33 protein-coding genes are annotated in these 25285 nt (G+C 61.9%); 14 read left to right on the forward strand and 19 right to left on the reverse strand.

The annotated features are described in order from the left end of the window. Positions 1-75 precede the first annotated feature (75 nt). Together GLL_RS00580 and GLL_RS00585 are read right to left on the reverse strand one after the other, a co-directional pair. Positions 76-633: a DUF6391 domain-containing protein gene (locus GLL_RS00580; RefSeq protein WP_011140118.1), complete on the reverse strand. Its 558-nt coding sequence runs from the start codon at positions 631-633 to the stop codon at positions 76-78. An 18-nt stretch (positions 634-651) separates the two neighbouring features. After that, entirely contained in the window at positions 652-1371 is a 720-nt protein-coding gene (locus GLL_RS00585) for an SDR family oxidoreductase (RefSeq protein ID WP_011140119.1), read from the reverse strand. Between the two features lie 134 nt (positions 1372-1505). Between GLL_RS00585 and GLL_RS00590 the strand changes: the two genes are divergently transcribed. Next, positions 1506-2342 carry an EcsC family protein gene (locus GLL_RS00590; protein ID WP_011140120.1) on the forward strand — a complete coding sequence of 279 codons (837 nt, stop codon included), beginning with the start codon at positions 1506-1508 and terminating at the stop codon, positions 2340-2342. 3 nt (positions 2343-2345) lie between these two features. Here the strand turns inward: GLL_RS00590 and GLL_RS00595 are convergent, their stop codons facing one another. The 3 genes from GLL_RS00595 to GLL_RS00605 all read right to left on the reverse strand — a co-directional run bounded on the left by GLL_RS00595 (position 2346) and on the right by GLL_RS00605 (position 5603). Then, positions 2346-3803, reverse strand: coding sequence for a cyanophycinase (locus GLL_RS00595; RefSeq protein WP_011140121.1), 1458 nt, complete (start codon positions 3801-3803; stop codon positions 2346-2348). 64 nt (positions 3804-3867) lie between these two features. After that, entirely contained in the window at positions 3868-4206 is a 339-nt protein-coding gene (locus GLL_RS00600; RefSeq protein ID WP_197530084.1) for a DUF4342 domain-containing protein, read from the reverse strand. Positions 4207-4316: 110 nt separating this feature from the next. Next, on the reverse strand, positions 4317-5603 hold the full coding sequence (locus GLL_RS00605) for a S41 family peptidase (RefSeq protein WP_011140123.1): 1287 nt from the start codon (positions 5601-5603) through the stop codon (positions 4317-4319). 183 nt (positions 5604-5786) lie between these two features. Here GLL_RS00605 and GLL_RS00610 point away from each other — a divergent pair, with 183 nt between their 5' ends. The 3 genes from GLL_RS00610 (at position 5787) to GLL_RS00620 (ending at position 8129) form a co-directional block, all read left to right on the forward strand. Continuing rightward, positions 5787-6068: a TMEM165/GDT1 family protein gene (locus tag GLL_RS00610; protein WP_011140124.1), complete on the forward strand. Its 282-nt coding sequence runs from the start codon at positions 5787-5789 to the stop codon at positions 6066-6068. Between the two features lie 91 nt (positions 6069-6159). Next, complete coding sequence (locus tag GLL_RS00615) at positions 6160-7173, forward strand: adenosine deaminase (RefSeq protein WP_011140125.1); 1014 nt, start codon at positions 6160-6162, stop codon at positions 7171-7173. An 80-nt stretch (positions 7174-7253) separates the two neighbouring features. Further along, the gene (locus tag GLL_RS00620; protein ID WP_011140126.1) at positions 7254-8129 is read left to right on the forward strand and encodes a metallophosphoesterase family protein; all 876 of its coding nucleotides are present in this window, start codon (positions 7254-7256) and stop codon (positions 8127-8129) included. On the opposite strand, the gene cobW is transcribed toward GLL_RS00620, so the two are convergent. Then, a complete protein-coding gene (cobW, locus tag GLL_RS00625; protein WP_011140127.1) occupies positions 8080-9135 on the reverse strand; it encodes a cobalamin biosynthesis protein CobW in 1056 nt (351 codons plus the stop codon). The two genes, GLL_RS00620 and cobW, sit on opposite strands and share 50 nt — an antisense overlap. 150 nt (positions 9136-9285) lie before the next feature. On the opposite strand from cobW, the gene GLL_RS00630 reads away from it, so the two are divergent. The 3 genes from GLL_RS00630 (at position 9286) to GLL_RS00640 (ending at position 10430) form a co-directional block, all read left to right on the forward strand. Continuing rightward, positions 9286-9771, forward strand: coding sequence for a DoxX family protein (locus GLL_RS00630; protein ID WP_011140128.1), 486 nt, complete (start codon positions 9286-9288; stop codon positions 9769-9771). A gap of 103 nt (positions 9772-9874) precedes the next feature. Next, positions 9875-10105, forward strand: coding sequence for a DUF2281 domain-containing protein (locus tag GLL_RS00635; protein WP_011140129.1), 231 nt, complete (start codon positions 9875-9877; stop codon positions 10103-10105). Beyond that, positions 10083-10430 (forward strand): type II toxin-antitoxin system PemK/MazF family toxin, encoded by a 348-nt coding sequence (locus GLL_RS00640; protein ID WP_011140130.1) that lies wholly within the window; start codon positions 10083-10085, stop codon positions 10428-10430. Before GLL_RS00635 ends, GLL_RS00640 begins: the two co-directional genes overlap by 23 nt. 93 nt (positions 10431-10523) lie before the next feature. On the opposite strand, the gene ubiE is transcribed toward GLL_RS00640, so the two are convergent. Together ubiE and GLL_RS00650 are read right to left on the reverse strand one after the other, a co-directional pair. After that, the gene (gene ubiE, locus GLL_RS00645; RefSeq protein WP_011140131.1) at positions 10524-11204 is read right to left on the reverse strand and encodes a bifunctional demethylmenaquinone methyltransferase/2-methoxy-6-polyprenyl-1,4-benzoquinol methylase UbiE; all 681 of its coding nucleotides are present in this window, start codon (positions 11202-11204) and stop codon (positions 10524-10526) included. Then, positions 11204-11827, reverse strand: coding sequence for a molybdenum cofactor guanylyltransferase (locus GLL_RS00650; protein ID WP_197530085.1), 624 nt, complete (start codon positions 11825-11827; stop codon positions 11204-11206). The genes ubiE and GLL_RS00650 overlap by 1 nt, the downstream gene beginning before the upstream one ends. A 230-nt stretch (positions 11828-12057) precedes the next feature. Here GLL_RS00650 and GLL_RS00655 point away from each other — a divergent pair, with 230 nt between their 5' ends. Further along, the gene (locus GLL_RS00655; RefSeq protein ID WP_011140133.1) at positions 12058-14094 is read left to right on the forward strand and encodes a S9 family peptidase; all 2037 of its coding nucleotides are present in this window, start codon (positions 12058-12060) and stop codon (positions 14092-14094) included. Positions 14095-14358: 264 nt separating this feature from the next. Here the strand turns inward: GLL_RS00655 and GLL_RS00660 are convergent, their stop codons facing one another. From GLL_RS00660 to GLL_RS00675, 4 genes are all read right to left on the reverse strand, one after another. After that, positions 14359-15201, reverse strand: coding sequence for a substrate-binding periplasmic protein (locus GLL_RS00660; RefSeq protein ID WP_164928431.1), 843 nt, complete (start codon positions 15199-15201; stop codon positions 14359-14361). A gap of 46 nt (positions 15202-15247) precedes the next feature. Continuing rightward, positions 15248-15907, reverse strand: coding sequence for a hypothetical protein (locus GLL_RS00665; protein ID WP_164928432.1), 660 nt, complete (start codon positions 15905-15907; stop codon positions 15248-15250). 169 nt (positions 15908-16076) lie between these two features. Then, on the reverse strand, positions 16077-16427 hold the full coding sequence (locus GLL_RS00670; RefSeq protein WP_011140136.1) for a VOC family protein: 351 nt from the start codon (positions 16425-16427) through the stop codon (positions 16077-16079). Between the two features lie 144 nt (positions 16428-16571). After that, entirely contained in the window at positions 16572-16925 is a 354-nt protein-coding gene (locus tag GLL_RS00675; RefSeq protein ID WP_164928433.1) for a VOC family protein, read from the reverse strand. 268 nt (positions 16926-17193) lie between these two features. Between GLL_RS00675 and GLL_RS00680 the strand changes: the two genes are divergently transcribed. Then, entirely contained in the window at positions 17194-17679 is a 486-nt protein-coding gene (locus GLL_RS00680) for a DUF29 domain-containing protein (protein ID WP_231848298.1), read from the forward strand. A 19-nt stretch (positions 17680-17698) separates the two neighbouring features. Here the strand turns inward: GLL_RS00680 and GLL_RS23570 are convergent, their stop codons facing one another. Further along, positions 17699-17866: a WG repeat-containing protein gene (locus GLL_RS23570; RefSeq protein WP_164928434.1), complete on the reverse strand. Its 168-nt coding sequence runs from the start codon at positions 17864-17866 to the stop codon at positions 17699-17701. Positions 17867-17934: 68 nt separating this feature from the next. Between GLL_RS23570 and GLL_RS00690 the strand changes: the two genes are divergently transcribed. The 4 genes from GLL_RS00690 (at position 17935) to GLL_RS00705 (ending at position 21428) form a co-directional block, all read left to right on the forward strand. Then, a complete protein-coding gene (locus GLL_RS00690) occupies positions 17935-18648 on the forward strand; it encodes a hypothetical protein (RefSeq protein WP_164928435.1) in 714 nt (237 codons plus the stop codon). Positions 18649-18798: 150 nt separating this feature from the next. After that, positions 18799-19440: a Uma2 family endonuclease gene (locus GLL_RS00695; protein WP_011140140.1), complete on the forward strand. Its 642-nt coding sequence runs from the start codon at positions 18799-18801 to the stop codon at positions 19438-19440. Positions 19441-19533: 93 nt separating this feature from the next. Next, the gene (locus GLL_RS00700) at positions 19534-20328 is read left to right on the forward strand and encodes a hypothetical protein (protein WP_011140141.1); all 795 of its coding nucleotides are present in this window, start codon (positions 19534-19536) and stop codon (positions 20326-20328) included. After that, on the forward strand, positions 20325-21428 hold the full coding sequence (locus GLL_RS00705) for a hypothetical protein (RefSeq protein ID WP_011140142.1): 1104 nt from the start codon (positions 20325-20327) through the stop codon (positions 21426-21428). Before GLL_RS00700 ends, GLL_RS00705 begins: the two co-directional genes overlap by 4 nt. 244 nt (positions 21429-21672) lie before the next feature. Here GLL_RS00705 and GLL_RS00710 read toward each other — a convergent pair whose 3' ends face one another. Further along, complete coding sequence (locus GLL_RS00710) at positions 21673-22356, reverse strand: Bax inhibitor-1 family protein (RefSeq protein ID WP_011140143.1); 684 nt, start codon at positions 22354-22356, stop codon at positions 21673-21675. A gap of 100 nt (positions 22357-22456) precedes the next feature. Here GLL_RS00710 and xth point away from each other — a divergent pair, with 100 nt between their 5' ends. Continuing rightward, positions 22457-23233: an exodeoxyribonuclease III gene (gene xth, locus GLL_RS00715; RefSeq protein ID WP_011140144.1), complete on the forward strand. Its 777-nt coding sequence runs from the start codon at positions 22457-22459 to the stop codon at positions 23231-23233. Positions 23234-23245: 12 nt separating this feature from the next. Here the strand turns inward: xth and GLL_RS00720 are convergent, their stop codons facing one another. The 5 genes from GLL_RS00720 to GLL_RS00740 all read right to left on the reverse strand — a co-directional run bounded on the left by GLL_RS00720 (position 23246) and on the right by GLL_RS00740 (position 25126). Continuing rightward, positions 23246-23419, reverse strand: a complete 174-nt coding sequence (locus GLL_RS00720; protein WP_164928436.1) for a hypothetical protein — start codon at positions 23417-23419, stop codon at positions 23246-23248. Between the two features lie 121 nt (positions 23420-23540). Continuing rightward, a complete protein-coding gene (locus GLL_RS00725) occupies positions 23541-23927 on the reverse strand; it encodes a nuclear transport factor 2 family protein (protein WP_011140146.1) in 387 nt (128 codons plus the stop codon). Positions 23928-23936: 9 nt separating this feature from the next. Then, on the reverse strand, positions 23937-24455 hold the full coding sequence (nrdR, locus tag GLL_RS00730; protein ID WP_011140147.1) for a transcriptional regulator NrdR: 519 nt from the start codon (positions 24453-24455) through the stop codon (positions 23937-23939). Between the two features lie 9 nt (positions 24456-24464). Then, entirely contained in the window at positions 24465-24905 is a 441-nt protein-coding gene (locus GLL_RS00735; protein WP_011140148.1) for a hypothetical protein, read from the reverse strand. After that, positions 24890-25126, reverse strand: a complete 237-nt coding sequence (locus tag GLL_RS00740) for a hypothetical protein (protein WP_164928437.1) — start codon at positions 25124-25126, stop codon at positions 24890-24892. The genes GLL_RS00735 and GLL_RS00740 overlap by 16 nt, the downstream gene beginning before the upstream one ends. Positions 25127-25285 lie beyond the last annotated feature (159 nt).

Genomic DNA, 25285 nt, shown 5'->3' on the forward strand with positions numbered 1-25285 from the left:
TCGCTTTGCCGATTTTTAGATGTCGATTGCGGCGCCGCGCCCCCTGGAAGGCGCGGCGTTTTTCTGTTTGCGGTCTTAGCCGATGTAGCGGGTCTCGACGAAGTGGCTGTGGCGGCCGGCCAGATCGGAGAGCGTGCGCGCCCCGGCAATTTCGAGGTTGCGGGGAATCGAGGTGGTGAGGTGGCGCTGGGCGAGGGCTCCAAGGCCGGTGGCCAGTTGGGAGGCTGCCACCACTGCGGTGCCGAGGGCCACCAGTTGCGGCAGGGGACGGCGCGGCAAGAACAAACTCGCTCCTAAACCGACCCCGGCGGTAATCAGCATTCCCACCGAGAGGTTGGTGCCGCAGCGCGGGTGGATAGCCAGGTTCTCTTCACCCCGGTTGATGCGCTCCAGGGCGCGGTGGGCGGCGCGCAGCAGCGCTCCGGTGTCGACCGGGCCATAGATAAAAAAGCCCCGATCGGTCGAAAAACCGCTCAATTTGAGATCGGGATCCTGTTCGGAGAGCACCCAGATGGTGGCGTGCTCGAGGGCATGCACCTGACGGATGCGCTCGAAGAGATCCTGCAGCGCGCTGAGGGGCGAATCGTCCCGCTCGATGGTCACCGGCCGGGGTAGATCGTTGGCGTGGGTCATGCGCTGAACCTCCGGGCACTAGAGAAACTGGTGACTGTCGGGCTGGATGACGATTTCGTTGGGAACACCGGGGGAGGGGAGGGCGAGGGCAAAGGCGACAGCCTCGGCAGCGGTCTCGGCACTCAACATTTTGTCGCGCTGAACGCGCATGCCGGCGTTGTCCCAGAAGGGTGTGTTCACCCCACCCAGGTAGAGCAGCGTGAATTTGACGCCCGCGCGCTTGAGATCGAGGGCCATCGACTTGGTGAGGCCGACGACGGCGTACTTGGAGGCGCAGTAGGCGGCGGCCGTCGCCATCGGGTGCTGGCCGAGGATGCCCGGAATGTTGAAAATGTGGCCCCCCCCCGACTGTTGGCTCATCAGGGGCACCGCCGCCTGGCAACTCAAGAAGGTGCCTTTGAGGTTGACGGCCATCTGCCGGTCGAGATCTGCTTCGCTCAGGTTCTGAATGGGCTTGAGGATGCCAAGGCCGGCGGCGTTGAGCACAACGTCGAGCTGACCGAAGGTAGCGGCCACCTTGGTGTAGAGATTATCCACCTGCTCTTTGACGGTGACGTCGGTGGCCATGGCCAGGGTCTGGGGACTGCCGGCCGCTTCGCACTCGGCTGCCAGAGCGTCGAGCGAAGCCTGAGTACGCCCCGCCAGTGCCAGCGAAGCCCCCTGAGCAGCCATCCGGCGCGCTACCGCCGAACCGATCCCGCCGCTTGCACCCGTAATCAAAACCACCTTGCCCTGCATGCCTACCTCGCGCGTACTCCCTCCCATCTTGGTGCGGGATCTGCCCGGCGTCCACCGCCAGATCCGCCCAGGGGAAGGAGCATAAACCCAGGGGCAGTGCTTAAGATCGTCTTAGCGATGGATAGATTGCAGCGATGACTCAGCAACAACCGGCGGCGAGGACACCGAATACTCCTCTGGGCGACAGCCTGCGCAACTTGGTGCAGGAACGCCTTCAGAGTGCAAGCCGCATAGTCGAAGGTCAGATCGGCCCACAGGTAGTGACCTGGGTGGCGGCTGCGCGTTCGCGGTTGGGCGATTCGCTGCAGGCGGTGCGTACCAGCGACTGGATGCAGCAGATTGGCCGCACGATCGGCGCCAACTGGATCTTGCAACTGCTCGATCAGGTCAACGTCCAGAAAGTGCGCGAGACAGTAACGACACTCCAGATCGAACACCCCGGCGAGTCGCCGCCCGAACTGGCCCAGCGGCTTATCCAACGCAAGGCGGTGTTCGCGGGTGGAGTGGGTGTGGCAAGCGGCCTGCTGCCCCCGGGTATCAACCTGCCGATGGTGGCGGCGGACGTGGTGGCTACGGTGATGCTCGAAATCGAACTGATCTACGAGATTGCCTGCCTCTATGGACTGGATCTGGGTGATCCCGACCGCAAAGGCGAAGCGGTCCTGGTACTGGCCCTGGGTTCCGGCGTCGATCGCCTGGCCGGGGCAGGCACCCAGGCGCTCAAGCAGGCGGTGGGTCAGCAGATGGCCAGGATAGGCACCGAGCAACTGGCCCGCCTTGTGGGTAAGCAGATGGCGGAGCGACTCCTGCTTAAAGGCGTGCCGTTGTTCGTAGGGGCGCTGGTGGGCGCGGGGGTCAATGCAACGGCCCTGATGCTCATCGGCAACACGGCGAGTAAGTTCTACACCTTGCAAATTTCGGTTGAGCCGGTTGCCGATACTGCGACGCCAAAGAGTCTTCCTGCCGCTTGAAACTTATTGTTGCAAGGTATGGGTGCGGGTGTTGTAGCGGGTACCCCAGATGCCGGTCTGGCCCAGGATATGCACGCGTAGATTAACCAAAGCGGCGGCGCGCAGCGAGCCGTTCCCAGAGTCCGTGGGCGCGGCGTAGGGTGAGAGGCCCCTCGCTTCAATCTTTTTACCGTCCAGCACGATGGCTGCCGCCTCCGACCCGCCGGTACCGGCCCCGAACGCGATCGCATCAGGGCTGCTCTGGGTCCGAGAAAGCTTGGCGCCTACCGACAACAAGATGCCGGTGTAGTGCGGATAGTCGTAGAGGGCTCTGAGCGCCGTTTCCTGAATAGCGCCGCGGTTGTCCGGGTTCTGGGCGTCGTTGAGGCCAAGGGAATTAAAAATGTAGGTGCTTGCGGTCGTAGGGACAAGGCCGTAACTCTGGGGAAAATAAGTGGGCTTGAGGGCATAGAGGCGCTCGTTGCCCTTTTTGCTGCCCTGGATGGTAAGCGCACCGCGGTTGGCGGCGCTGTCGCCCGCGTAGCTCACCGTCACGACCCCCGCCGGCTGCGCGGCAACTGCGCGCCCGCTCAGGTTAAAGCTCCAGCCCTCGGTGAGCACGTCCGCCCGCACGTTGGTCATGTAGAGAGGCGCCCCGCCGGGTCTATGGGTGACGGTTTCGGGTGTTGCCTGCAAAAACGAGACTGAGCCCTGACCGATCACCTCGGCGCGATCGCCGCGGATGACAAGCCCGGTCAGATCCCCCAGGCCGATGCCCAAAAGCCCTGTCGTCAGACCAAAATCCTCGTTTACTTTCGCCATGACGCCCAGCAAACGGGCGAGGCGTCCCCGATCGTTAAAATGCGAATCGATCACGGTATTGGCGACAAAACCCAAAAAGTCGGCGTGGATGCCGCTGCCGCCGTCCGCGTCGTCGAGATAGCGCGTCTGGGCGTTGGTGAGTACGTCCTGAGAAATCAAATCTTTTTCCCCCGCCAGAGCGTACTGCGACTGGCTCATCGCCCCGGCGCTGGTGCCCCCCACGCCGCCCCCCAGCGTCTGGACCACATAGCGGATGTGATCCTCCAGGCGGGTGTCGTTCCAGTTGTCGTAGTACTTACCCTGATCGCCGCCTTTGATGAAGATGGCGTCCACATCGCGCACCCGGTCCACCGCCGCCGGGTCATTGGCCTGGGTGCGGGTAGCCACCAGGACATTAAAGGCATCGTCCGCCCCCAACCACTCGAAGTACTCGGGAATAAATTCGCTCTGGGAGGAGTCGGCGATCACCGCAACGGTGACGCGGCCGTCGCCGTTGACATCGCCCGCTTCGATCAAGGTCGGATAGAGCCGGTAGGACCAACTGGCGGTATCACCAATGTCGCCCTCGGAGCCGCCTCCAGCCACCATCACCACTCCCTGGGCGTAACAGGGCGCAGCCAGCAGCATCAGCGCCGGCACCAGGTTCAAGAACTTGCGCATGGGACACTTCCTCAAGACCGTAGGAAGTATCGCACAAGCTTACCTGCAAAAGTGCTTAAGAAAATCAAGTGGGCGGGTCGTCCTCGTCCTCGATCTGAATGGGCCGGGGCTCGTTGCCGGTCGGTTTTTTAGCCGCCGGATCCTCGTAGCGTTCGATAACGACCTTGGCGCGGGAGACGACCGCCGCGACACCCGCGACACCCGCAAGCAAGGGGGCAAAGAACAACAAACCCGCCCCGGCGGCCACGCCAATGTTGAGGGGGATTTCCAGCAACGTTTTGCCCTGAGGATCTTGAATCAAGATCCGGCGAACGTTGCCTTCCTGGATCGCTTCTTTGACTTTGTCTACGAGTTGGTTGCCAAGGACGTAGGCTTCCTCGGTGAAATTACGGTTGTGTGCCATGGCCATCGCGCTCGTCTGGTGTTGTTTCTATTGTCCCATTCCCTTCCGGGGATCTTTGAGGAAAACCGTCCCGGCCCACGGTTGCGGACCGGGACGCTCGAAACAGCGAGTTACTTGCGGGCGTTGGTGGCCGGCTTGGTCTCGATGAGCTTGGCCAGCACCGTCACAGCGCGCTGGTACTGGATGTCGGCGCCGGTGGCAGGCTCGATGGGAGCCTTGCGCGCCTCCTCCGGAAAGGCCACGACCACATCGGGCTGGATGCCCTTTTTGTGGATGTCGTTGCCGGAGGGGGTCAGGTAGTGGGCGATGGTGACGTTTACCCCGGAACCGTCGGAGAGGGCGTTCACCTGCTGGATGACCCCTTTGCCGAAGGTCTTCATGCCCACCAGGGTGCCGCGCCGGTTGTCCTGGATGGCGCCGGCGAGAATCTCGCTGGCCGAGGCCGAACCTTGATCGACCAGCACCACCAGGGGCAGGTTGGTCACCGGATGGCGGTCGGCGGTCAGTTGATCCTGGGTGCCGGCGCGATCGACCGTCGAGACGATCGTGCCTTGATCGAGCACCAGGCTGGCCACGCGGGTGGCGGCATCGAGCAGGCCACCGGGGTTGCCGCGCAGGTCGAGTACCCAGCCTTGCACCCCTGCTTCGCTCAGCTTGGCAAAGGCCCGCTGCATCTCGTTGGGAGCCTTTTCAGAAAATTCCGCAAGGCGGATGTAGCCTACTTTGCGGCCATTTTCTTCTTTGAGGGAGCTGGTGACCACCTTCAGCTCGATCGGAGCACGGGTGATCGTAAAACTCATCTTCTGCCCCGAGCGCAGCACCGACAGCGTCACCTGGGTGCCGCGATCGCCGCGGATCATCCGGGAGACCTCACCGATTTCGAGCTTGGCGGTCGCTTTGCCGTCGACGGCGAGCAACTCGTCTTTGGCCTGGATGCCCGAGCGGCTGGCGGGGCTATCTTCGAGGGTTTTGACCACCACCGGCAGTTTGCTCGCCTGGGAGACCCCCAGTTGGATGCCGACCCCCACCAGCTCGCCGCTGGTCTGATCGCGCAACGCCTGAAATTCGCGCGGGTCGAGAAAGCGGGTGTACGGATCGCCCAGCACCTTCAAGGAATTGCGAATCGCCTCGTAGGCTTCTTCTTTGCTTTTGTAGTCGCGGCCCAGCAACTGCTCGCGCGCCGCTATCCAGTTTTGTTTGTTGAAGGTCGGATCGACAAACTCGCGGTCCACCGTCTGCCAGACTTCATCGACGATCGCCTTGGGTGAATCTTCGAGCCTGGCTTCGTACTCGGCGCGCAGCTTGACGGGCTGCTTGGGGGCGGCCGTCACCGCGGCGGAGCCGACGAGGCTGAGGATGACCGTGAGCAGGACACTCTTTCGAAAGAAATCTTGCATAGTGTTTTCGATCATTGCGCTGTGCTGGTAGTGATGGTCTGGACTGCAAGACGCCACGGGTGGCCCCGAAGTGCCCGCACCAATTAGGGCCAGTCTATCTGCTCAGACCGAAACCGGGGCGGGCGGACCGAAAAGAGCCTGCTATCTTAGTTGAAGCATTCGTAACAATGCGCGGGCAAGGCGATGGACTGGAAACTGGTGGGCGTCACTTTTGGGGCCATTTTCCTGGCGGAGTTGGGGGATAAGACGCAGCTCGCCACATTTTTGATGACCGCCAAGTCGGGCTCGCCCTGGGCGGTGTTCTTGGGCTCTTCGCTGGCGCTGGTATTGGCGAGCCTGTTGGGGGTGCTGGCGGGCGCGTGGCTGAGCAAGCTTATTCCTCCCACCTACTTGCAATTGGGCGCAGCGGCGGGATTTGTAATCATCGGCTGCTTGATGTTCTACCAGGTCTGGCGCGGCGGCTAGGGCAGGGCAACCAAAAATTTGGTCCAGGGCCGGCCCCACATCTGGGGTGGCTGGGAGATAATAAACAAAATCATCCGCCGAGCCGATACTTATGTCTTTGCACGCCGAACTTCATCGTCACCTGGGCGGGTCGGTGGTCCCCCGGATCCTCTGGCGCTACCTGGTGCGCCAGGATCACCCGCTCGCCGAGCAGTATCCCGAATACAAAGATTTCGAAGCCTTTTTTACCCGCCCCCGCCGCAGCCTCGAAGAATACCTCGAACTGCACACCCTCGTCGAGCACGTCCAGACGCTCGATGCCCTGCCTTATTTTGTCATGCGCCTCATCCGGGGCGCTTATATTTTCGAGAATCTTGCCTACCTCGAAATCCGCTACACGCCCTACCTGCGCACCGACCGCAACTTGGCCGAGGATCAGCGTATCGCCCAGATGGCCGAGGTGGTGCGCGCGATCGGCGATGCCGCCCGCTCTCCCGAGTACCCGATCGTCACCAGCCAGATCCTCTGCATGCACAGCCGCCTCAGCGATAAGGTCAACCGGGCGATCGTGGATCTGGCCGCCTCGATGCCCGAATATATCTGCGGTATCGACGTGGCCGGAGGCGACAGCCACTATGCAGCCCGGCTCGAGACGTTTGCAGATCTCTACAAATACGCCCTTGCCATGGGCATCAAGACCACCGCCCATCTATACGAGACCAAAGACGGCATCTACCCGCAGCTCTTGCCCTACGTCTGCCGCATCGGCCACGGCATTCAAATTCCGCTGCTGCACCCGGAGCTTCTGCCGCAACTGGCAGCCCGCCGCCAGTGTCTGGAAATTTGCCCGACCACCTATATCAAGACCGGTACCCTGAGCGACATTGGCCAGCTGCGTCCCGTCTTCGAGCGCTGCTTTGAAGCGGGCGTCGACATCGCCATCTGCACCGACAACGCCGGTCTGCACGATGTGCGGCTGCCCTTCGAGTACGAAAATCTGCTCACCAACGACGTCATCGACTTCAAGCAGCTCAAAGCCTGCCAGGAGGCGAGCTTCCGCCACGCCTTCGCCTGGCCCCACGCCAAGCCGCCTGCGGCGATGCTCACCACCCAGACCGTCGGCTGAGCCTGCGGCCCCAAGCATCTTTCTGTAGTCCTGACACTATATGTAGTGTTAGACTACTTCCGGTCGCGGCCCGGGGTCCCATGCGCGTTCAAGCCGTCCACAAGCAGCCTTTTCATGCCATTCCCTACCGTGCCGTCGCCCCGAGCGGTGAGGTGCGAAGCCGCTGGTTCGGATTGTCCCACGCGACGGTGGACCGGCTGCCCGAGGGGTGCGACGCGGTATTTGCCTGCTCGGATTTGCAGGGGATCTTCGAGCGGGCGGGCGAAGAGGCGCCCCGTTTGCTCGGGGAGGCAGTAGCGGCGGAGTTGGCGAAACTCGCGGGCGGCGGTTATTTACCCGGGGCCGCTCGGGTAGGGGTGCTGCTGTGCGGCGATTTGTTCGTGCGTCCCCAACTCGACCGGCGCGGCGGCATCGGCGATGTGCGCCCGGTGTGGCGGGCTTTTGCGCGGCACTTTCGCTGGGTGGCGGGGGTGGCGGGCAACCACGACGACTTTGGCACCGCCAAGGAGCGCGCCGCTTTTTTGTCCGAACCCGGCATCCATTTGCTCGACGGCGAGGTGGTCGACCTGGGCGGTCTGCGGGTGGCGGGCCTCGGGGGGATCATCGGCGATCCGGTCAAGCCCCAGCGCCGCAAGGAAAAAGATTTTGTGCGCGCGCTCAAAAAGCTCGTCGGTGCCCGGCCGGACGTGATGCTGCTGCACCAGGGTCCGGACGCGCCTGAGTTCAAATTAAGCGGCCATCGGGCCGTGCGCGAGGTACTCGGCCGCGCTCCCGTCCCCCTGGTGATGAGCGGCCACACGCACTGGAAAGAACCGCTCGCCACCAATTTCCGCGGCTCGCAGCTGCTCAATCTCGAAGGGCGGGGCCTGCTGCTGCAGCGCGGGGTGCCCAGCTTGCCTGCAGGACTCAAGTTGCAGTTTTCGGGAGCGCACTGGCATCTGGCCGCGGAGCTGTGAGAGCGCCCTCGGCCAGTGCCCGCCCGATCGTTTCCGCCTCCAGATCTTTGCCGATGATCACCAGATCGGTGCGGCGGGTTTCATCTTTGCCCCAGGGACGGTCGAAGTAGCGCTCGAAGCGGTGACCTACCCCCTGGATCACCAGGCGCAGGGGTTTACCGGCGGCATGGACAAAGCCCTTGACCCGGTAGATTTCGTCGGAGCGCACCAGCCGCTGCAGTGCGGCCACCAGCCGGTCGGGATCTTGCGGTCCTTCCAGCCGCACGCTGAGCGCCCGGATGTCTTCGTCGTGGTCGTGTTCTGCTTCGCTGTCGTGGTGGCTGGGGCGCTTGGCGATCTGCTCTTCGACCGCCTGACCCAGACCCAATAAAGTGCGCGGGTCCACCCGGCTGTGGCTTGCGGCGATGAGCTTGACCGAATCCGGCAGCAAAGCGCGCAGGTGCGCTTCGACGGCCGGTTGATCCGCCGGTGCCACCTGATCGCTCTTGTTGAGCAGAACCAGGTCAGCGCAGGCCAGTTGATCTTCGAACAGCTCAACAAGTTCTTCCTCCGTTGCGCCGTGGCCGGGGGCGTCGCTCGTGCGCTCGAACAGGCCGCCCCGCGCGACGGAAGCGGCATCCACAATCGTCACCACCCCATCAACCGTCGCGCCATTGCGAATTTCGGGCCAGCGAAACGCCTGCACCAGCGGTTTCGGAAGCGCCAAGCCGGAAGTTTCGACCAAAATGTGGTCGATCTCATCGCGGCGGGCGATCAGCCTCTGCATCGTGGGTAAAAATTCTTCCTGCACCGTGCAGCACAAGCAGCCGTTGGTCAATTCGATGATGTCCTCCTCACCGCAGCCGCCGCAGGCTTTGACCAGTTCGCCGTCGATGCCCAGTTCGCCGAACTCGTTGACCAGCACGGCGATGCGCAGCCCCTGATTGTGGGTGAGGATGTGGCGGATAAGGGTCGTTTTGCCGCTTCCCAAAAAGCCGGTGATCACCGTGACGGGTACTTTCTGCATGACAGGTTGTGTAATTGAGCTTCGTTATCGTACACCGACTGCCCTGGATGGGTAAGCCGTAGCCCGGCTGCCTGATATCGCTCCCGGGACGCAGGTCGATCCAAAGCTGGAGATACTAGTCTGTAGACGTTTCGGCGTAGGTTGGCAGCCATGCATCGGATCCTTGCTTTGTTGATTGGCGGTTACGGAGGCGCTTCACCTCTGGCGGATGTGGGCTTGTTGGTATTGCGGGTGTTTGCTGGGCTCACGATGGCGGTCCATGGCCTCGGCAAGGTGCCGCCCAACGAAGGGCTGGTGGAGACGGTGGCGAGCCTGGGCTTCCCGGCGCCGGTCTTTTTTGCCTGGTCGGCGGGCCTTGCCGAACTGGTGGGGGGCATTCTTCTGGCAGTTGGCCTTTTGACCCGGCCGGCGGCGGCGGCGGTTCTCTTTACGATGCTGGTGGCAGGCTTCATCCTGCACGGCTCCCAGCCTTTTGCTGAAAAAGAACTGGCCCTGTTGTACGCTGCGGTGTCGTTCGCCTTTTTGTTGGTGGGAGCGGGACGGTATAGCCTCGACGGGTTGATTGGCGGGCGGTTGCTGGGCAGCGGTGCGGGGGGGCGGCCTCTCGGCCGCGACCGCGCCCCTTCACCCCGTTAGCTTAGGAGCAAGCCGGGTTAGCGAATAGGCTGTTGCGCCCGGAACGTCATTTCTGGGGCGTGTTCGCAAGAAAAAAACGTTGCATGACAGTTTGTTCAGAAATATGGTTAAGGAACCAAGAAGGGTTGAAACCGACATGCAATGCGAAGAGAAAGATCTATTTGACAAAATTCGCAGCCTGCCGCCGGAGAAACTCGCGGAAGTTGCGGATTTCGTCGATTTTCTTTATCAACGCGAACAGGCGCGCCTGACACAAGCGAGCAGTGCGCTGTCGGAAGATTCCTTCCGTCGGATTTGGGACAATACCGAAGATGCCGTCTACGATACCCTATGATTTTGGAGATATCATTCTGGTTGCATTCCCGTTCAGCGATCTCAAAACCAAGAAGAAACGTCCTGCTGTTGTTGTGAGTTCTTCTTTCTATCAGACTCGTTATCCTGACGTTATTTTGATGGCTGTCACCAGCCAGATCCAAACACCACAGTATCCGGGTGAAGTTTTAATAGCTGATTGGCAAGCAGCAGGTCTGCTCAAAGCATCTGTTACAAAGCCCGTTTTGGCAACCGTGGAAACGGAACTGATCATTAGAAAACTAGGGCAATTAGCCTCAGCAGATCAAGAAGCAGTACGAGCAACGTTGCTGATTATCTTTGGATAAATAGCAGTGATTAGACCAGGACATGTCAACCGCACATAGGCTGAACATAAATCTATACCGTGCGCTGCATCACTCCTTCACCCCGTTAGCGGCTTATTGCGCCACCAGCACCCCAACCGTTCCACCGATCAACGGATAGTGGCTCGCTTGGCTAAATCCGGCTTGCTGGGCCAGCCGCACCTGCTCGTCTCCTGTAGGAAAGCGCTCCAGGCTCGGGGCGATGTAGGCGTACTCGGCCTCCAGGCCTTGGGCGCGGCCGAGTGCCGTGACCCAGCCTTCAAGATACCAGCGCTGAAAAGCCCGCCACCCGGCGTCGGCCGGGGCGTGCAAATCGAGAATCACCGCTCGGCCGCCGGGTTTGAGCACCCGACGCAGCTGTGCGAAGCAGGCGGGAATATCGACGACGTTGCGCAGTCCGAAACCCTGAGTCACCGCGTCGAAGCTGTCGTCGGCAAAAGGCAAATCCAGGGCGTCCGCTTCGAGCCAACGCACCCGCCCTTCGCGATCGCGGCGGCGGGCCTGGGCCAGCTGGGCGGCGGCAAAATCGACCCCCCAGACCGTACCGGCGACCCCCACCCGCCGGGCGAGCAAAAAAGCCAGATCGCCGGTGCCGCAGCACAGATCGAGCACCGTATCCCCCGGCTTGCAATCGGTCCAACGGATGGCCATCTTCTTCCAGACCCGGTGCAAACCGAAGCTCATCCGGTCATTGATCTGGTCATAGACCGGCGCAATGGCGTTGAAGATGCCCTGGATCTCCTGGCTACCCTGCATCAAAACACTGCCCGCTCCCCTTCTTCGGACAGATCCTCCGGCGTATTGCAATTGCGCAGCATGTCCCTGTCCGCCGCCAGGGCAAAAATCTCGATGCGCTCCAGCCAACCCTGGAACGAGCGGCCCCCCTCCGCCAGATACTGCATCGCCGAAGAAAAACAGCGCCGCCGGTAGAAACCGCACAGAGGCTCCCAGCCCTTAGCTGAGGGCACCAGGGCCGCCAGGGCGCTATCCGGAGCGCCCCCGAGCGCGCGCGCCCAGCGGCCAATCACCCCGGCTTCGAGGTCGGGCAGGTCGCAGGCGAGCACCAACACCCATTCGCTCTGGATGTGGGGCAACGCCTGCAAAAAGGCGGCAAAGGGGCCTTCGCTGTAGCGCTCCTCGATCCAGATGCACCCGGGCAACAGTTCGCGGTAGCGCTCGGGCCAGGGGGTGACGGCCCAGGACGGCGCGCCCGCCCCGAGGCCGCCGCGTGCCGCTTCCCAGACGCGCCTGAGCATCGGCTTGCCGCCAATCTCGACGAGGGCCTTGTCGCGGCCCATGCGCGAACTGTGGCCACCGGCCAGGATGAGCACGCCGAGCGCGCCGACAGCGGTGGAAGGAGAAGAATGCTGGGGATCCAATGGCGTAGCCTCGGGTACCAGGCTTACGATAGCCTGGAAAGCGGCCGGACGTGCCCGTTGCATGAAGTTGTGCAACCAAAAAACTTCGGGATCGATGTTCTCTGGCCGATATCGCTGGTAAGCCGGATGCCATGCTTTCAAGAAGAACGGTTCCGGTCCTGGCGGCCTTTGCGGGCCTGGGGCCGTCACGGGTCTTTGCTGCACTCACTGCATCTCCTGGACAATCACCAATGAAACCACCCATTGCCGAAGTGATCCCCAAAAGCCGGACCCTCCACGGTGAAACCCTGGTGGACGACTACTTCTGGCTGCGCGAGAAGGATAACCCAATTGTCATTACTTACCTGGAGGCGGAAAACCGCTACACCGAGGCGGTTATGCAACCGACTGAGCAGTTGCAGCAGACGCTTTATGCCGAAATGCTCGCCCGCATCAAGCAAACCGACCTGACGGCACCGGAACTGTGGGGAGGATACTACTACTACCGGCGTACCGAAGAAGGCAAGCAATACCCGATTCTCTGCCGCAAACCGGGTAGCCTCGAAGCGGCCGAAGCGATCCTGCTCGATCAGAACGAACTGGCCAGGGACAAGAGCTACTTTCGCATCGGTACGTACCAGATGAGCCCCGACCAGCACTTCATCGCCTACAGCGTCACTACCACCGGTGCGGAAGTCTACACGATCTTTATCAAAGACCTCAAAACCGGCGAAACGCTGGCCGAACAACTGACCAACGCGAGCGGCTACGGCTTCGACTGGGCCGGCGACAACAAGACGCTTTTCTATACCGTCCAGGACGCCGCCAACCGCCCCTACCGCATCTGTCGCCACACCCTGGGCACTGAGCCTAAAACCGATCCGGTCGCCCTCGAAGAAAAAGACGAGTTGTTCATTTTGAGTCTGGAAAAGACCCGCAGCGATGCTTACTTGCTCGCCACATCCGTCAGCAAACAGACCTCCGAAGTCTCCTACCTGCGAGCCGACGATCCGACCGGCCGCTTTATAACCTTTGCACCGCGCCGGACAGGGGTACTCTACTCGGTGGATCATCGCGGCGACCGCTTCTACATCCTCACCGACGAGAACGCCAAAAACGGCAAGCTGTTGCAGGCGCCGGTGGCCGATCCCGCCCACGCCAACTGGCAGGAACGACTACCCCACAGAAGCGACGTCAAACTCGACGGCATCGACCTGTTCAAGGGGTACATGGTAGTCTACGAGCGCGAGAACGCCCTCAAGCGCATGCGCGTCTACGACTTCGCGGCCCAGGCGTTCCAGCCGGTCGCCTTTGACGAGCCGGTCTACACGTTCTTCCCGGCGCGCAACCCCGAGTTCGACACCGAGCAGTTGCGCTTCACCTACACTTCGCTAGTCACCCCGTCCTCGGTCTACGACTACGACCTGCGCCGCCGCACCCGCGAACTTAAAAAGCAGGAGACCGTCTACGGCTACGACCCGGCGCTCTATACCAGCGAGCGGCAGTGGGCCGTGGCCCCGGACGGTGAGCGCGTGCCGATCTCGCTGGTCTACAAAAAGGGCCGGGCCAAAGACGGCACCCAACCGCTGCTGCTCTACGGCTACGGCGCCTACGGGATCAGCATGGACCCGGGCTTTTCGAGCGGCCGGCTGAGCCTGCTCGAGCGCGGCTTCGCCTTTGCGATTGCCCACATCCGGGGGGGCGGAGAGATGGGCCGCGCCTGGTACGACGACGGCAAGTTGCTCAAAAAGAAAAACACCTTCTCCGATTTTATTGCCTGCGCCGAGTCAGTAATTTCAGAAAAGTACACTACTGCCGAAAAGCTGGCCATTTACGGTGGCAGCGCCGGGGGATTATTGATGGGGGCGGTTGTCAACCTGCGGCCGGAACTGTTCAAATCGGCGATCGCCAAGGTGCCCTTCGTCGATGTGGTGAACACTATGCTCGACCCGAGCCTGCCCCTAACCGTGGGCGAGTACGAAGAGTGGGGCAATCCGAACGAACTCGAATACTTCCGCTACATCCGCTCCTACTCGCCCTACGACAATATCGAGGCGAAGGCTTACCCCAACTTGCTGCTTACCACCGGCATCAACGACTCCCAGGTACCCTACTGGGAACCCGCCAAGTGGGCAGCCAAACTGCGCAAGCGCAAAACCGACAACAACGTGTTGTTGCTCAAGACCAACATGGGCGTTGGCCACGGCGGTTCCTCGGGCCGCTACGACGCCCTCAAAGAAGTCGCCTTTGATTATGCGTATTTGCTGATGACGCTGGGGGTGGATTGAAGAGAAGACATTTGCAGCCCAACGACCAGCGAACCGCTTCGCCGCAGTCGACACGCGTCGTGCACGCACTGGAAGAATAAGCCCATCCCACCCGCCAAGTCTCGCACCCCACCGTGCCCTGAAGTCCGGGGGGTGTCGGGGGGCCGGCAGCCCCTCGACGCGGGGAGGCTGGAGAGCGCGAGAGGGGAACCCGAAGGGGGTTCCGCCTCTCGCTCCACAGACTATCGTGCAAAGCCAACAGACCACACCATCAGCAGGGGCAACTCAAAACACCAATCGGTTCTGCAGTTCGTTCCAAAGTCCCCAGCGCCGCAGAATAGCTTGCAACCGACCTGCAGCCACCAGTTTGCCGAGGGCCAGATCGATTTGTTCGCGGGTCGATCGGTCCTGGGTACGCACCAGCCCCACGAGCGCCACCGGCAGCCACCCCGGCCCCACCCGTCGCCAGCCTTTGTGTTGCCTCGCCTGCCAGGCGGCCACCGGCGCTTCGATAAGCGCCATGTCCAACCCACCCCCTTCCAACTGCGCAAGCAGATCCTGCAAATTGCGAAAGCCCGCCACAGAGATGGGCGGTGAGCTTTTGCGGTTGTAAGCGCTTACCAAGGCCCAGCCGCCGCTCTGGTCGATTACCCCTACCCGTCGGCCCGCCAGAGCCGCGAAGTTGGCGGGGGCCTCGGCCGCCGGGGCACTCACCAGCAACTGCTGGCTGCTCAGGTAGTAGGGCCGGGTGGATTCGAAAGGCGGGCGGGGGGTGTCCGCTTCACCGGAGGGCGGCAATTCATGACCATTGAGCAACAAATCGACTTTCTGGGCGACGAGCGCATCAGGTTGCTCCGGCCAGGCCACCTCCACAATCTCCAGCCCTACGCGCAACTGGCGGCACAGCGCCGAAAGGATCTCCCACTCAAAACCTGTGTACTCGCCCGCGCGCTTGAAAAAATACGGCGCCCCCACCAGTGGATCGGCGGCGGTGCGCAAAAACCCCCGCTGCCGGACGAGCACCCAGTCGGGTCCAGCGCTCGACACCGGGGCAGTGGCTGTGCAACTGGAGAGCAGGGTGGTCCCGAACCAGCCCAGAAACAGGCGGCGGGAGCGGGTTGGGGGCATAGAGAAAGCAAATCGACTGCCCACCATCTTACGAAATCGGGTCAGTTTACTGACGGGTATAAGGCACGTACTCGCGATAGCGGTTGAGCATATAAAGGGTCGGTTGCGGCAGGGGCAGTTGCGAATCCCAAAAGAGCACCCAGGTCTTGCCTTCGGGGTCGGGGGTGGTGCGGCTGCCGTCGGTGGTGAAGCGGCCCACGTCGCGCACGGGGGCAGGGCCGCGCACGTACTCGGCGCTGTTGTAGGCGATGCGCTCGGGCAGGCCGCTGAAGACGAACAGACCCTTGAGGACCGTCGGGTTGGTGAGCACCGATTTGAGGCGGCCCGCCCAGACCCGGGCGATGGGCAGCACCCGAGAAGTACCGTTGGGGGCGGTGTCGCGGGGGGACAGTTCGACAAGTCCCCGGTCGTTGACCAGGATGATCGCTCCGCCGTCGTTGCCGCGCACCGCTACGAATAGCTGCGGCTGGGGCGCTTCGCCCACGATGTTTGCGAAGCGCTGGAGAGCCTGCTCGACGCGCGCGGTACTGTCGGGGCCACGCAAAGTCAAAATCGTATAGCCGCCGATTTTGAGTGTCGCCGCGTCCGGCGGCGGGGGCGTCAGGACGGGAGCCGGTTCGATAGACGGCGCAGGAACGGGTGGCTCAACCGGCGGCGGTGCCGGAGTCTGGGCCAGCAGCGGCAGGCCCAACAGCAACCACAACATCGGGCATCTCCTTGACGGGGAACCCGACACAAGCGGTCGTGCACATCCCCAATTCAATTTGATATTCCCACAGTCCCAGTCGCGATGGCGTTGGTCGTCCCTAATCCGTACTTTGCAGATTCGACATCGCCGCCGGTCGCCGTGGCCGATGGCTCGACTCCGTTCAGTGCTATTCGTGGGCCAGAATGTTGATCAGGCGGCCAAACGGGTCACGCACGTAGAAACGCCGTACCGCCCACGGCTCCCTCGTCGGGCCATATTCAACGTTCAGCCCTTTAGCGACGACCCGCTGATGGACCTCGTCAAGGTCGTCCACTTCGATCGACAGGTCCGGCACGGGAGTGCCCGATCCGCCCTCGCTGGCGATGCTGATCTGCGGCGCAGATCGACCGTTGGCAGCGAACGTCATGATCCAGCCTTGGTCCATGACCAAGTGCAATCCGAGAACGTCCGCATAGAAGGCGGCAGCATGCTCAACCTTATCGGCCGCGATGTTGGCTACGATACGCTTTACTGCCATCGGTTCCTCCAAAAGATAGGTGCAGCTCCAAGTCCGAAATGAGTAGCGGACGCACGCTATGTTCGGCCACTCGGAATCATAGCGCCACGGCGTAGGCATAGTGCTCATCTTTGTTGAGTATGGCCCACTAATTTCAACCGAAAACTACGGCTGAAGCGGTTTCCAGAGACCGATAGTGTTGCCTTCGGGATCGCTCATCCAGGCGAAGTGACCGCTGCCGGGCACTTCCGTCGGTGGGATGCAGGTCTTGCCTCCGAGAGATTCGGCTTTGTCGAGGGCAGCCTGCAGATCTTCGACTTGTATGTAAAAGGTCACGTAATTGTGGGGTTCGTGGCCGAGGGAGTTGATCATGCCCTGGATGCCCTCCTCGCTGCCGGTCCGGATAGAGACTGCCGGACCTTCGGGCAGTCCTTTCCAGCCGAACACCTGCGCAAAAAATTCGGCGGTCTTGCTGCTGTCGCGGCAGCCGATCTCGAAATAGACGACAGGGTTACCCATCTGATCGCTCCTTTGCCTGACAAGGCGTGTCGTTCGCGGTCGCTGTCGCATTGGATTGCGACAGCAACAGACTACCACAAAATATGAACAAAAGATCACATCTAGGTGCCCAAATTGGCGACGCTTCCTGCTGAGCCGATTAATCGGGCATAGCCTTCCGCGTGCTCGCGCAGCAGCCGTCCGGCGCGAGCGCGTCGATGACCTCTTGGTGCAAGCGGGCTGCTGAGTGCCATTCGGCTACCTTTGAAACATGAACCAGGGAGAGCCCGTGGACACTGAAACCCGCGAACGTGTCGGCTACGACGAGGACTTCCATGCCTGGGCGTTTGCGCAGGCGACGCTTTTGCGCGAAGGCCGCCTGGACAGGCTGGATCTTGAAAACCTTGCTGAGGAGTTGGAAAGCTTGGGCAGGTCTGAACGCAGAGCGCTCGAAAGCCGGTTGGAGGTGTTGATCCTGCATTTGCTCAAGTGGCAGTATCAAGCTGAAAAACGCTCCAAAAGTTGGCTGGCGACGATCGCCGAGCAGCGCTATCGGATCTCCAGGCTTTTTCACGAAAGCCCAAGCTTGCGGCCTTTGCTGGAAGAACTGGTTCCAGTTGCTTTCATAGGGGCCACCTTCAGCTTTGAACGCGAAACCGAACTGCCTCGCAGCCTCGTCGGCAAGAGCTGCCCGTACAGTACGACGCAGATCGTCGACGACGCATTTCTTCCGCAGGAAACGGGCGGGCCTCCCATCGAGCCGCAATCCCTTTGAGCAGGCTGCTGAAGCCAAGTCATCGGGGCAATTCGCGCCCGGTTCTGTCTATGCGCTTGTTGTACAGGTCGAACGTCCGCACCCGGGCTATCCCATCTTTGAAATCGCAGGCCCGGATGTACTTTGGCTCCACCACCACTTTTCCTGTGCGGTCGATGTAGCCCCACCCGGGAGAATCGATTCTCACCGCCGCCAGCCCTTCACTGAAGGCGGGGCAACCTCCAGAATCTGGTCCTCCGCGCCGACGGGCAGACGGTGAACGTGGCGGTGGATGTGCTCCAAATCCATCTGCACCAGAGCGGCCGGCTGCAACTAACAGTCGAACTGCTGCTGCACGAATCCGGCCGGCGCGAGCGGCTGACCCTGGCAGCGACACCCTGCCCCGGCGAACGGGAAAGTAGCCTGTGTCTTCAGGATGTGCGCGTGCAGTTCGGCCAAATCGCGCTGGCGTTGCTTGATCTCAAGCCTGGTGAGGACGAACTGGCGGTCGAGGCCGAGGTGCATTTCGACCCAGAATCGCGCGACGACACCAGCGCCGGGGTCGATATCCGCTCCGGTAGCCTTGCGTTTGCCCGTATCCGGCTTCCCCATGTCGAGCGTGCCCTGGCCCGCGTGCTGTTGCCGCTTGCGGGCATCAACGGTTTACTCGCCTCCCCCTGGGTACAGGGCAATTTGCAGATGCTCTCGCTACAGCTGGGGGAGCGTTCGATTGCAGGCGCAGTCGAACAACTCGCGATGCGCCTCCAACCCGGCTTGCTGGAGTTGGAAGGCATATTTTGCGAGGCGAAGGCTGCCGGGCGCACTCCTTTGAAACTCCAGGCAACCACCTGTGCGGGTAGCGGGGCGCTGAATTTCTTGCACCTGCGCCTCGGTGCGGCCACACTCGAAATCGGCATCGAGACTTGCGAAGTGGAAGCCGGCAAGCTCACCCTTGGCCTGGCGATTCACCCCTCGCCCCCGCCGGGCTGATCCGCACCCCCGGCACCAGCAGCGCGCCTTGTTCTGCCCCATTGAGGCAGCACTCCCATCCCCCTATCCTGTTTCCGAATCGGGCGCAATACCCGCCAAGCGTTCAGTACGAGTTTGCTATCTTGATGGCAACGCTGGAGGCTCAAGGCAATGTTGACGGCAGCACTACTGCAGACAGGCGAGCAACGCATCTGGCTGGAGGGAATCAGCTGGGAGACTTTTGAGCGGCTCCTTGACGAGTTGGGAGAAAGCCGGGCAATCCGCCTGGCCTATGACCAGGGGGTGCTGGAGATCATGAGCCCTCTCAACATCCACGAAAAAATTAAAAAACTGATCGCGCGATTTATCGAAGCCTGGGCTGACGAGATGGACATTGCGGTGGAAGGCATAGGCTCGTGGACCATGCGTAGGCCGGATCTGGCCAGAGCGATCGAACCCGACGAGTGTTACTACATAGCGCACCAGTCAGAGATTCTCGGCGTTGAGCGCATCGATTTGCAGGTGAGCCCGCCGCCGGATCTGGCAGTCGAAGTGGATGTTTCCAGCTCCTCGCGTGTGCGTCTGGCGATTTACCGGCGGCTGGGGATACCGGAGGTATGGACTTGGCGCGGCCAGGGATTGATCGTCCAGCACCTGATAGACGGAGAGTACGTCGAGGCGGACCACAGCCGGGTACTGCCGGGTTTTGCGGTGCAACAACTGAGTAGCCTGGTGCTGCAGGGGCTGGAAATCGGACAATCCGCCGCTGTGCGCGAGTTCAAGCAGCAAATCCGCACGCGCGCGAACCCCTGATGTCCGGTTGCTGTCCGGTCGCACCGATGCGGTTGTGGCACACCCATTGCGTCGCCTAGTAGTGGGGGGTACCTCCCCGTCGGTGGCTCGCCCATGCAAAAATTTGCCCGTATCCAAATCCTCGGTCTCGTGTTTGCCGTGGGTCTGCTGATGGCCGCCGCCGCCGCCGCCCAGCAGGCGCCCAAGCCTTTGCAAACCTACGTCAACGACCTGCTCGCCTTTATCAAGAGCGTGCAGGATTCGACCTACGAAACGATTAGCGCCAGTTATCAAGAGCAGATGGAAGCCCTCTACGGCGAGCTCGAAGATCTCGAATTCGATGATTTTCTTGGAGAATTGGGCCTGCCCGACACCTTTGCCCTCGGGCTCAGCCTCAACGAGGACGACAACGGCGACCCGTTCAACCTCGGTCCTTTTGCCCCGAGGGCGCTGATGCGCAATCTGGTGACCCGCGAGAGCAACCGCGCCCTGGCGCGCGCCACCCAGACCGACCGGCTCTCCGCCGAAAGCCAGACGCGCATCCAGAAGAACAACGACCAGTTCCATACCAAGCTCAAAGATTCCGCCAACCGCGCCGTCACCTACGCGAGCACCGCCGAGGCCGCCCCCTCCACCCAGGACGCCCTCAAGCAGATGAACCAGCAGATGGCCCTGGTCAATACGTCGATCGTCTCGACCTCGCTCGAATCGCTCAAACTCCAGACCGATTTCGTGGGCGGCCTGGGCAACCTCCAGATGCTCGTCTCCGATGTCGGCGAAGCCTTCGACGAACAGGTGCGCGACCGCTACCACCAGCGCTCGCAGCAGGCCCTCGCCACCGCCGCCGCCGCCTTTGCCGCCGGCGAAACCTTCGCCTGGAAAACTTCGACCGCCGAGGCGCCCCGGTGAGCTTTCTTTTCGCCTGGACCACCCCGGATAGCGCCGCGGAAGGGCTCGCGCAGTTCGCCCAACAGGCGGCCTCCCAGAATCGCTTGTACTGGGACGGCCTGTGGCAGAGCCTGTTTAGCAGCGGCCTGTGGCGGGGTCTGGAGGCGGCGGCCGGGGTGGTGGCGGGGCTGGCGCTGCTGGTTTGGGGGGCGTTTTTCTTGCGCGGCCTCATCGAAGAGGATTCTACCCCCGCCCTGTCGGAACTCCTCTGGCCCTTGCTGGTGATCTTTGGGCTGGTACACACCGGCAGCGGCACCAGCAACCTGGCAGGCTGGATCAACTCCGCCCGCACCGTGCCCTACACGCTGGTGGACATCGTCTCCAACTACAGCGGCCGGGAGCTGACCACGCTGTCCACCGCCACCGGACCGCTCGATCTGCACGACACCATCTTGCTGGCCGAGTATCGGGTGGGCATGGAGCAACTGGTGCGCAATCTCTACAACCAGTGCGCCACCCTGCCGGTGGGCCAATTCAAACCCTGCCTCGCCGAGCGCCGCGGCGATGTGCAGGCCGTCCTCGCCGTCGTGCGTTCGCGGGTGACCACCAGCGAAGCGTTCGAGAGCGCCGCCCAAGAAATCGACCGGGTCTTCAGCGGTACTGTCGATCCCTACACCGCCGTGAGCGCCACGCGCTCCCTGTTTGCCCGCGACGCCACCGTCGACGGGTGGATGGTCCTGCTCCTCTCGTGGCAAAAAAACACCGTGCCGACTTTGGAGTATGCGCTGATGGTCTCGGCCACCCTCGCACCGCTGTGCCTCGCCGCGAGCCTATTGCCCGTGGGCAACCGGTCCATCCTCGGTTGGGCGGCAGGCTTCGCCGGCATCTGCACCGCCTACTTCAGCTACTACATCCTGCTGGGGCTGGGTGCCCACAACTACGTCTTCAATCTCGGTTTTGGCCTCGACAGCACCGCCTTCTTGATGAAGACCTGCCTGGTGGATCCGTTCATCGCCCTGGTGCTCGGCATCGGCAGCACCCGCAGCCTGCTGTGGGGAGGCGGACACCTGCTGACATCGTCCCACGGCTACGGCTTCGGACTTTTGCGCCGCGGGGGCTAAAAAGCGAAAAGCCCTCCGCGACAAAACGCGAAAGGGCCAACGCCTAGAAAAAAAGTGAGGGGCTAGACTTATCCTGGAAGGGGGGAGAGTGCAGGCATGTACTTAATGTACTTCCCCTATATAGGGGAGAAAAGGGGCTTTTTGTTAAGTTTTGTGGCTCCTAGTGTTTTCGCCTGATCATCCCCAGGCAGAGCACGAAAAAAGGGACCTTGGCGGCCCCTTTTTCAGCGGGAGAGGTCGACCGTCAGTCGCGGCCGCCGCCGCCGAAGATGCGCAGGAACGCCAAAAACAGATTCAAGAAGTTGAGATAGAGGCTCAAGGCGATCTGTCCGGCGGTCTGGCCGAAGCGGTTGTCGCGGGCGATGTTGAGGTCGTAGGCGGTGAAGGCCGTGAAGACGATCACCGTCATCCAGGAAATTACCAGGTCGGTCACGGGCGATTTGAGCCAGAAGACGTTGAGCAGCGAAGAGATGACGATGCCCAGCACCGCCATGATCAAGATGCTGCCCAGATTGCTCAAATCCCGCTTGGTCGTCCAGCCGTAGATGGCCCCGGCGCCGAAGGTGGCGCCCGCCGCCGCCAGGGCTTTGAGCACGACCGCCTGCCCGACGCTCGAGGCCAAATAGATGGCCGTGATCGGGGCAAGGACCAGACCTTCGACGACAGCAAATACGAATAGCAAAATCAGCGAGAGGTTGTCGGCGTTTTTGGACCAGGAACGGACAGTGCCAATCGCCAGCAGCAGGCCGAGCTGCACAATCAGCAGCGGCCAGAACCAGGCGTCGATGCCGGGCAGGGCGGACGCCCACCAGGAGACTGCTCCGGTAAGGGCGAGGGAGATGCCCATCGCCGCAAACGCCCCGGGCAGGTTGGAGGCACGCTGCTCCCGCTGTCTATTGAGGCCGGAAGCGTCGGGGTAACTGTACATTGCGTGATGCCCTCGGAATCTATCGTCAATATCTTAACATTTGGCGATATTCTGGGAATTCGCCCCGCGACAGAGTTAGGGGGGTGGTAGCCTCGAAGACATGTCCAATCTGACCGTCGCCACCTGGAACGTCAATTCGATCAATGTTCGCCTGGGGGGGGTATGCGCCTGGCTCTCGGCACACCGGCCGGAGGTGCTCTGCCTGCAGGAGACGAAGGTTCCGGATGAACGCTTTCCGGTTGCCGCCTTTGAAGCACTGGGGTACGAAGTCGCCTTCGCGGGCCAAAAAGCCTACAACGGGGTTGCCATCGTCAGCCGCAAACCCGTTACCGTCGTGCGCCGCGGCCTGCCCGGCGACGAGGCGGACGCCCCGCGCAGGCTGATCGCCGCCACCGTCGAGGACACCCAGATCATCAATGTCTACGTCCCGAACGGCTCGGAGGCGGGTTCCGAAAAATTCGCCTACAAGCTACTCTGGCTGGAGCGCCTACGCCAGTACTTGCTTGCCGACTTCGATCCAAAGGCAGCGGTGCTGCTGTGCGGGGATTTCAATATTGCCCCAGAGGAGCGCGATGTCTGGGATCCCAAGGCGGTGGCGGGCAAGGTCCTTTTTCATCCCGACGAACACGCCGCCCTGGAGCGCATCCGCACCTGGGGTTTTATCGACGCCTTTCGCCTGCACTCGCCGGCGGCGGGCCAATTTAGCTGGTGGGACTACCGGGCGGCGGCTTTTCGACGCAACCTCGGCATGCGCATCGACCACATCTGGGTGAGCAGCCCGCTTGCCGAGCGCTGCTCCGCCTGCTGGATCGACGCGCAACCGCGCGCCCAACCCTCGCCCTCCGACCACGTACCGGTGGCGGCCAGCTTTCGTTAGGGTATATGCGGCCTAGGCGGCCGGACGGACGAGCACCGGCGGCAGGGTATAGACCTCACCCGCTCCCAGCTGTTGAACGGCTTGCAGCGCAAGGGCCATCTGGAAGAAGACCGCCAACAACACCGCGATGTGAATGGCAAACTCCAGCCAGAGCACCGCCTCGTTTGGCCTGCGATTGATGATCATGATGCACACCAAACTGGATAGATCTGTTATCGCCTATACATATGCGCCACGGATCCAAAACGCTAAGAATCGCTGCGCTTCCCCGAGTGGTTCAACGGCAGAAGTTCAATTTTTGTTGCACCTAGCGGCGGATGGGACTGCCGTGGTGGTGCACCAGATACCAAGAGCCGCCCAGAAGCGCGAAGACGTTGGTCGCCATCGACTGCACGCTTGCACTCTGGCCGCCCGCCGCCTGCAATACCTTCTCCATCAGCACGACGTAGGCGAGTGTCCCCTGAACTTCGCAGGTGAGGATTTCCGTTTCGATTTCGATGTAGGCAGTGACTTTAAAAATTTGCTCCCACGACTGACGAACCGCACTCCAGCCGCGCAGCGCCGGCCGGCCGGGGTGGATGCAAAGACTCGCCGCGCCTTGCGACCAGACGGCAGCCATCGCCTCTATGTCGCGCTTCTCAAACGCCCGATAAAACGCCGCGTTCGCACCCAGTACCGCCTCGCACTCGTCCATCGGCCCGCGTCAGTCGGCGGACTGGTCGTGCGCTGCGGCAAGCCGCTCCAGGCGGGCTTTGAGCGAATCGAGCTCAGCGTTCGCTTCGAAGGTTTGCAGTTCGCTCACAAAGTCGGCGACACCCTTGAACTTGCGGTAAACCGAGGCGAAGCGCACGTAGGCCACCTCGTTGAGGGGCTTGAGTAGAGCGAGGACCATCTCGCCAATCTCGGCACTGGTTACCTCGCGGCTGGAGCGCTGCTGCAACTCGGCCTGCAGATCGTCGACGAGTTGCTCAATGAGCTCCGCCGGCACGTCGGTCTTCTCGCAGGCGATCATCACCCCACGCAACACCTTCGAGCGATCGAACGCTTCGCGCCGCCCATTGCGCTTGATCACGACTGTTGGGACAAATTCGATGCGCTCGTAGGTCGTGAAGCGCCGTCGGCATTGTTTGCACTCGCGGCGGCGGCGCACGCTCTCCCCCTCCTCGGCCAGACGGGACTCGAGGACACGGTTGTCAGAGTACGAGCAGAATGGGCAAAGCATAATTACCGACTATTGAATCAGTTCCTTGGGGCAATCCGGTCCACCCGAGACATATTGTTGCAGAAGTTTACACCAGCGGGCGGCCAGCCCCGTCTCGGTAAAGGGTATAGATATTTGCTGGCCGCTCTCGAGGGCGAGCTGTAGCGCGATGCGTCGAGCCCTGGCGGGTGGGGCGTCGGGGCTGGCCGGCCGGCCGTCGACAGCGAGGGCGACGCTTCTAACCGTTTGCAGCGAGATTTGTTGAAGTTCAGTCGGCCCCTGCCGGGTCGGTCTGCCCCAGACCAGCCGGTCGCCCCGGCGGCCAAGCATCGCAAATACGTCGTACTTGGCGTTGTCGAAATCTTTGGCCCAGTGGCTGTAAGCCTGGACTTTTTGATATTCGTTCCAACCCGCCCAACTCAAAAAGCTAAACAGAGCGAGCAAGGGCAACCAGATCAGGGCATGCACCATGGGCAGCACCGGAAAGATATCTTCATTTTAACCGGCACTATGCCGCGCTTGAGGGCCATCGTCACCCAGGCGCTCACCCCGCGCCAGAAGGACCCAGCAGGCTGGGCGTCGGCCATCGCCAACACCTGGTCGATGCGTCGCAACTCGTGCCTGTAGGCGACCAGATTGCGCAGACAGCGATCGTCGAGGCGCGCACTCACCTCTGGCCAGCGGTCGAGCACGGCCTGCAGCGCTTCGGGTACCCGCGCCCGCCCGGGGGTGACGATTGTTTTGGGTGGTCGTGGTTGCTCTGCCGAGCCGCCGCCTGTGTGTGAGACATTCCCCCCCCCCGAAAGCTGTTCGGTTTCACGGCCGAGCGACGGAAGGCAAGGGCCGGAGCA

The sequence above is a fragment of the Gloeobacter violaceus PCC 7421 genome (assembly GCF_000011385.1).
Classification (GTDB): domain Bacteria; phylum Cyanobacteriota; class Cyanobacteriia; order Gloeobacterales; family Gloeobacteraceae; genus Gloeobacter; species Gloeobacter violaceus.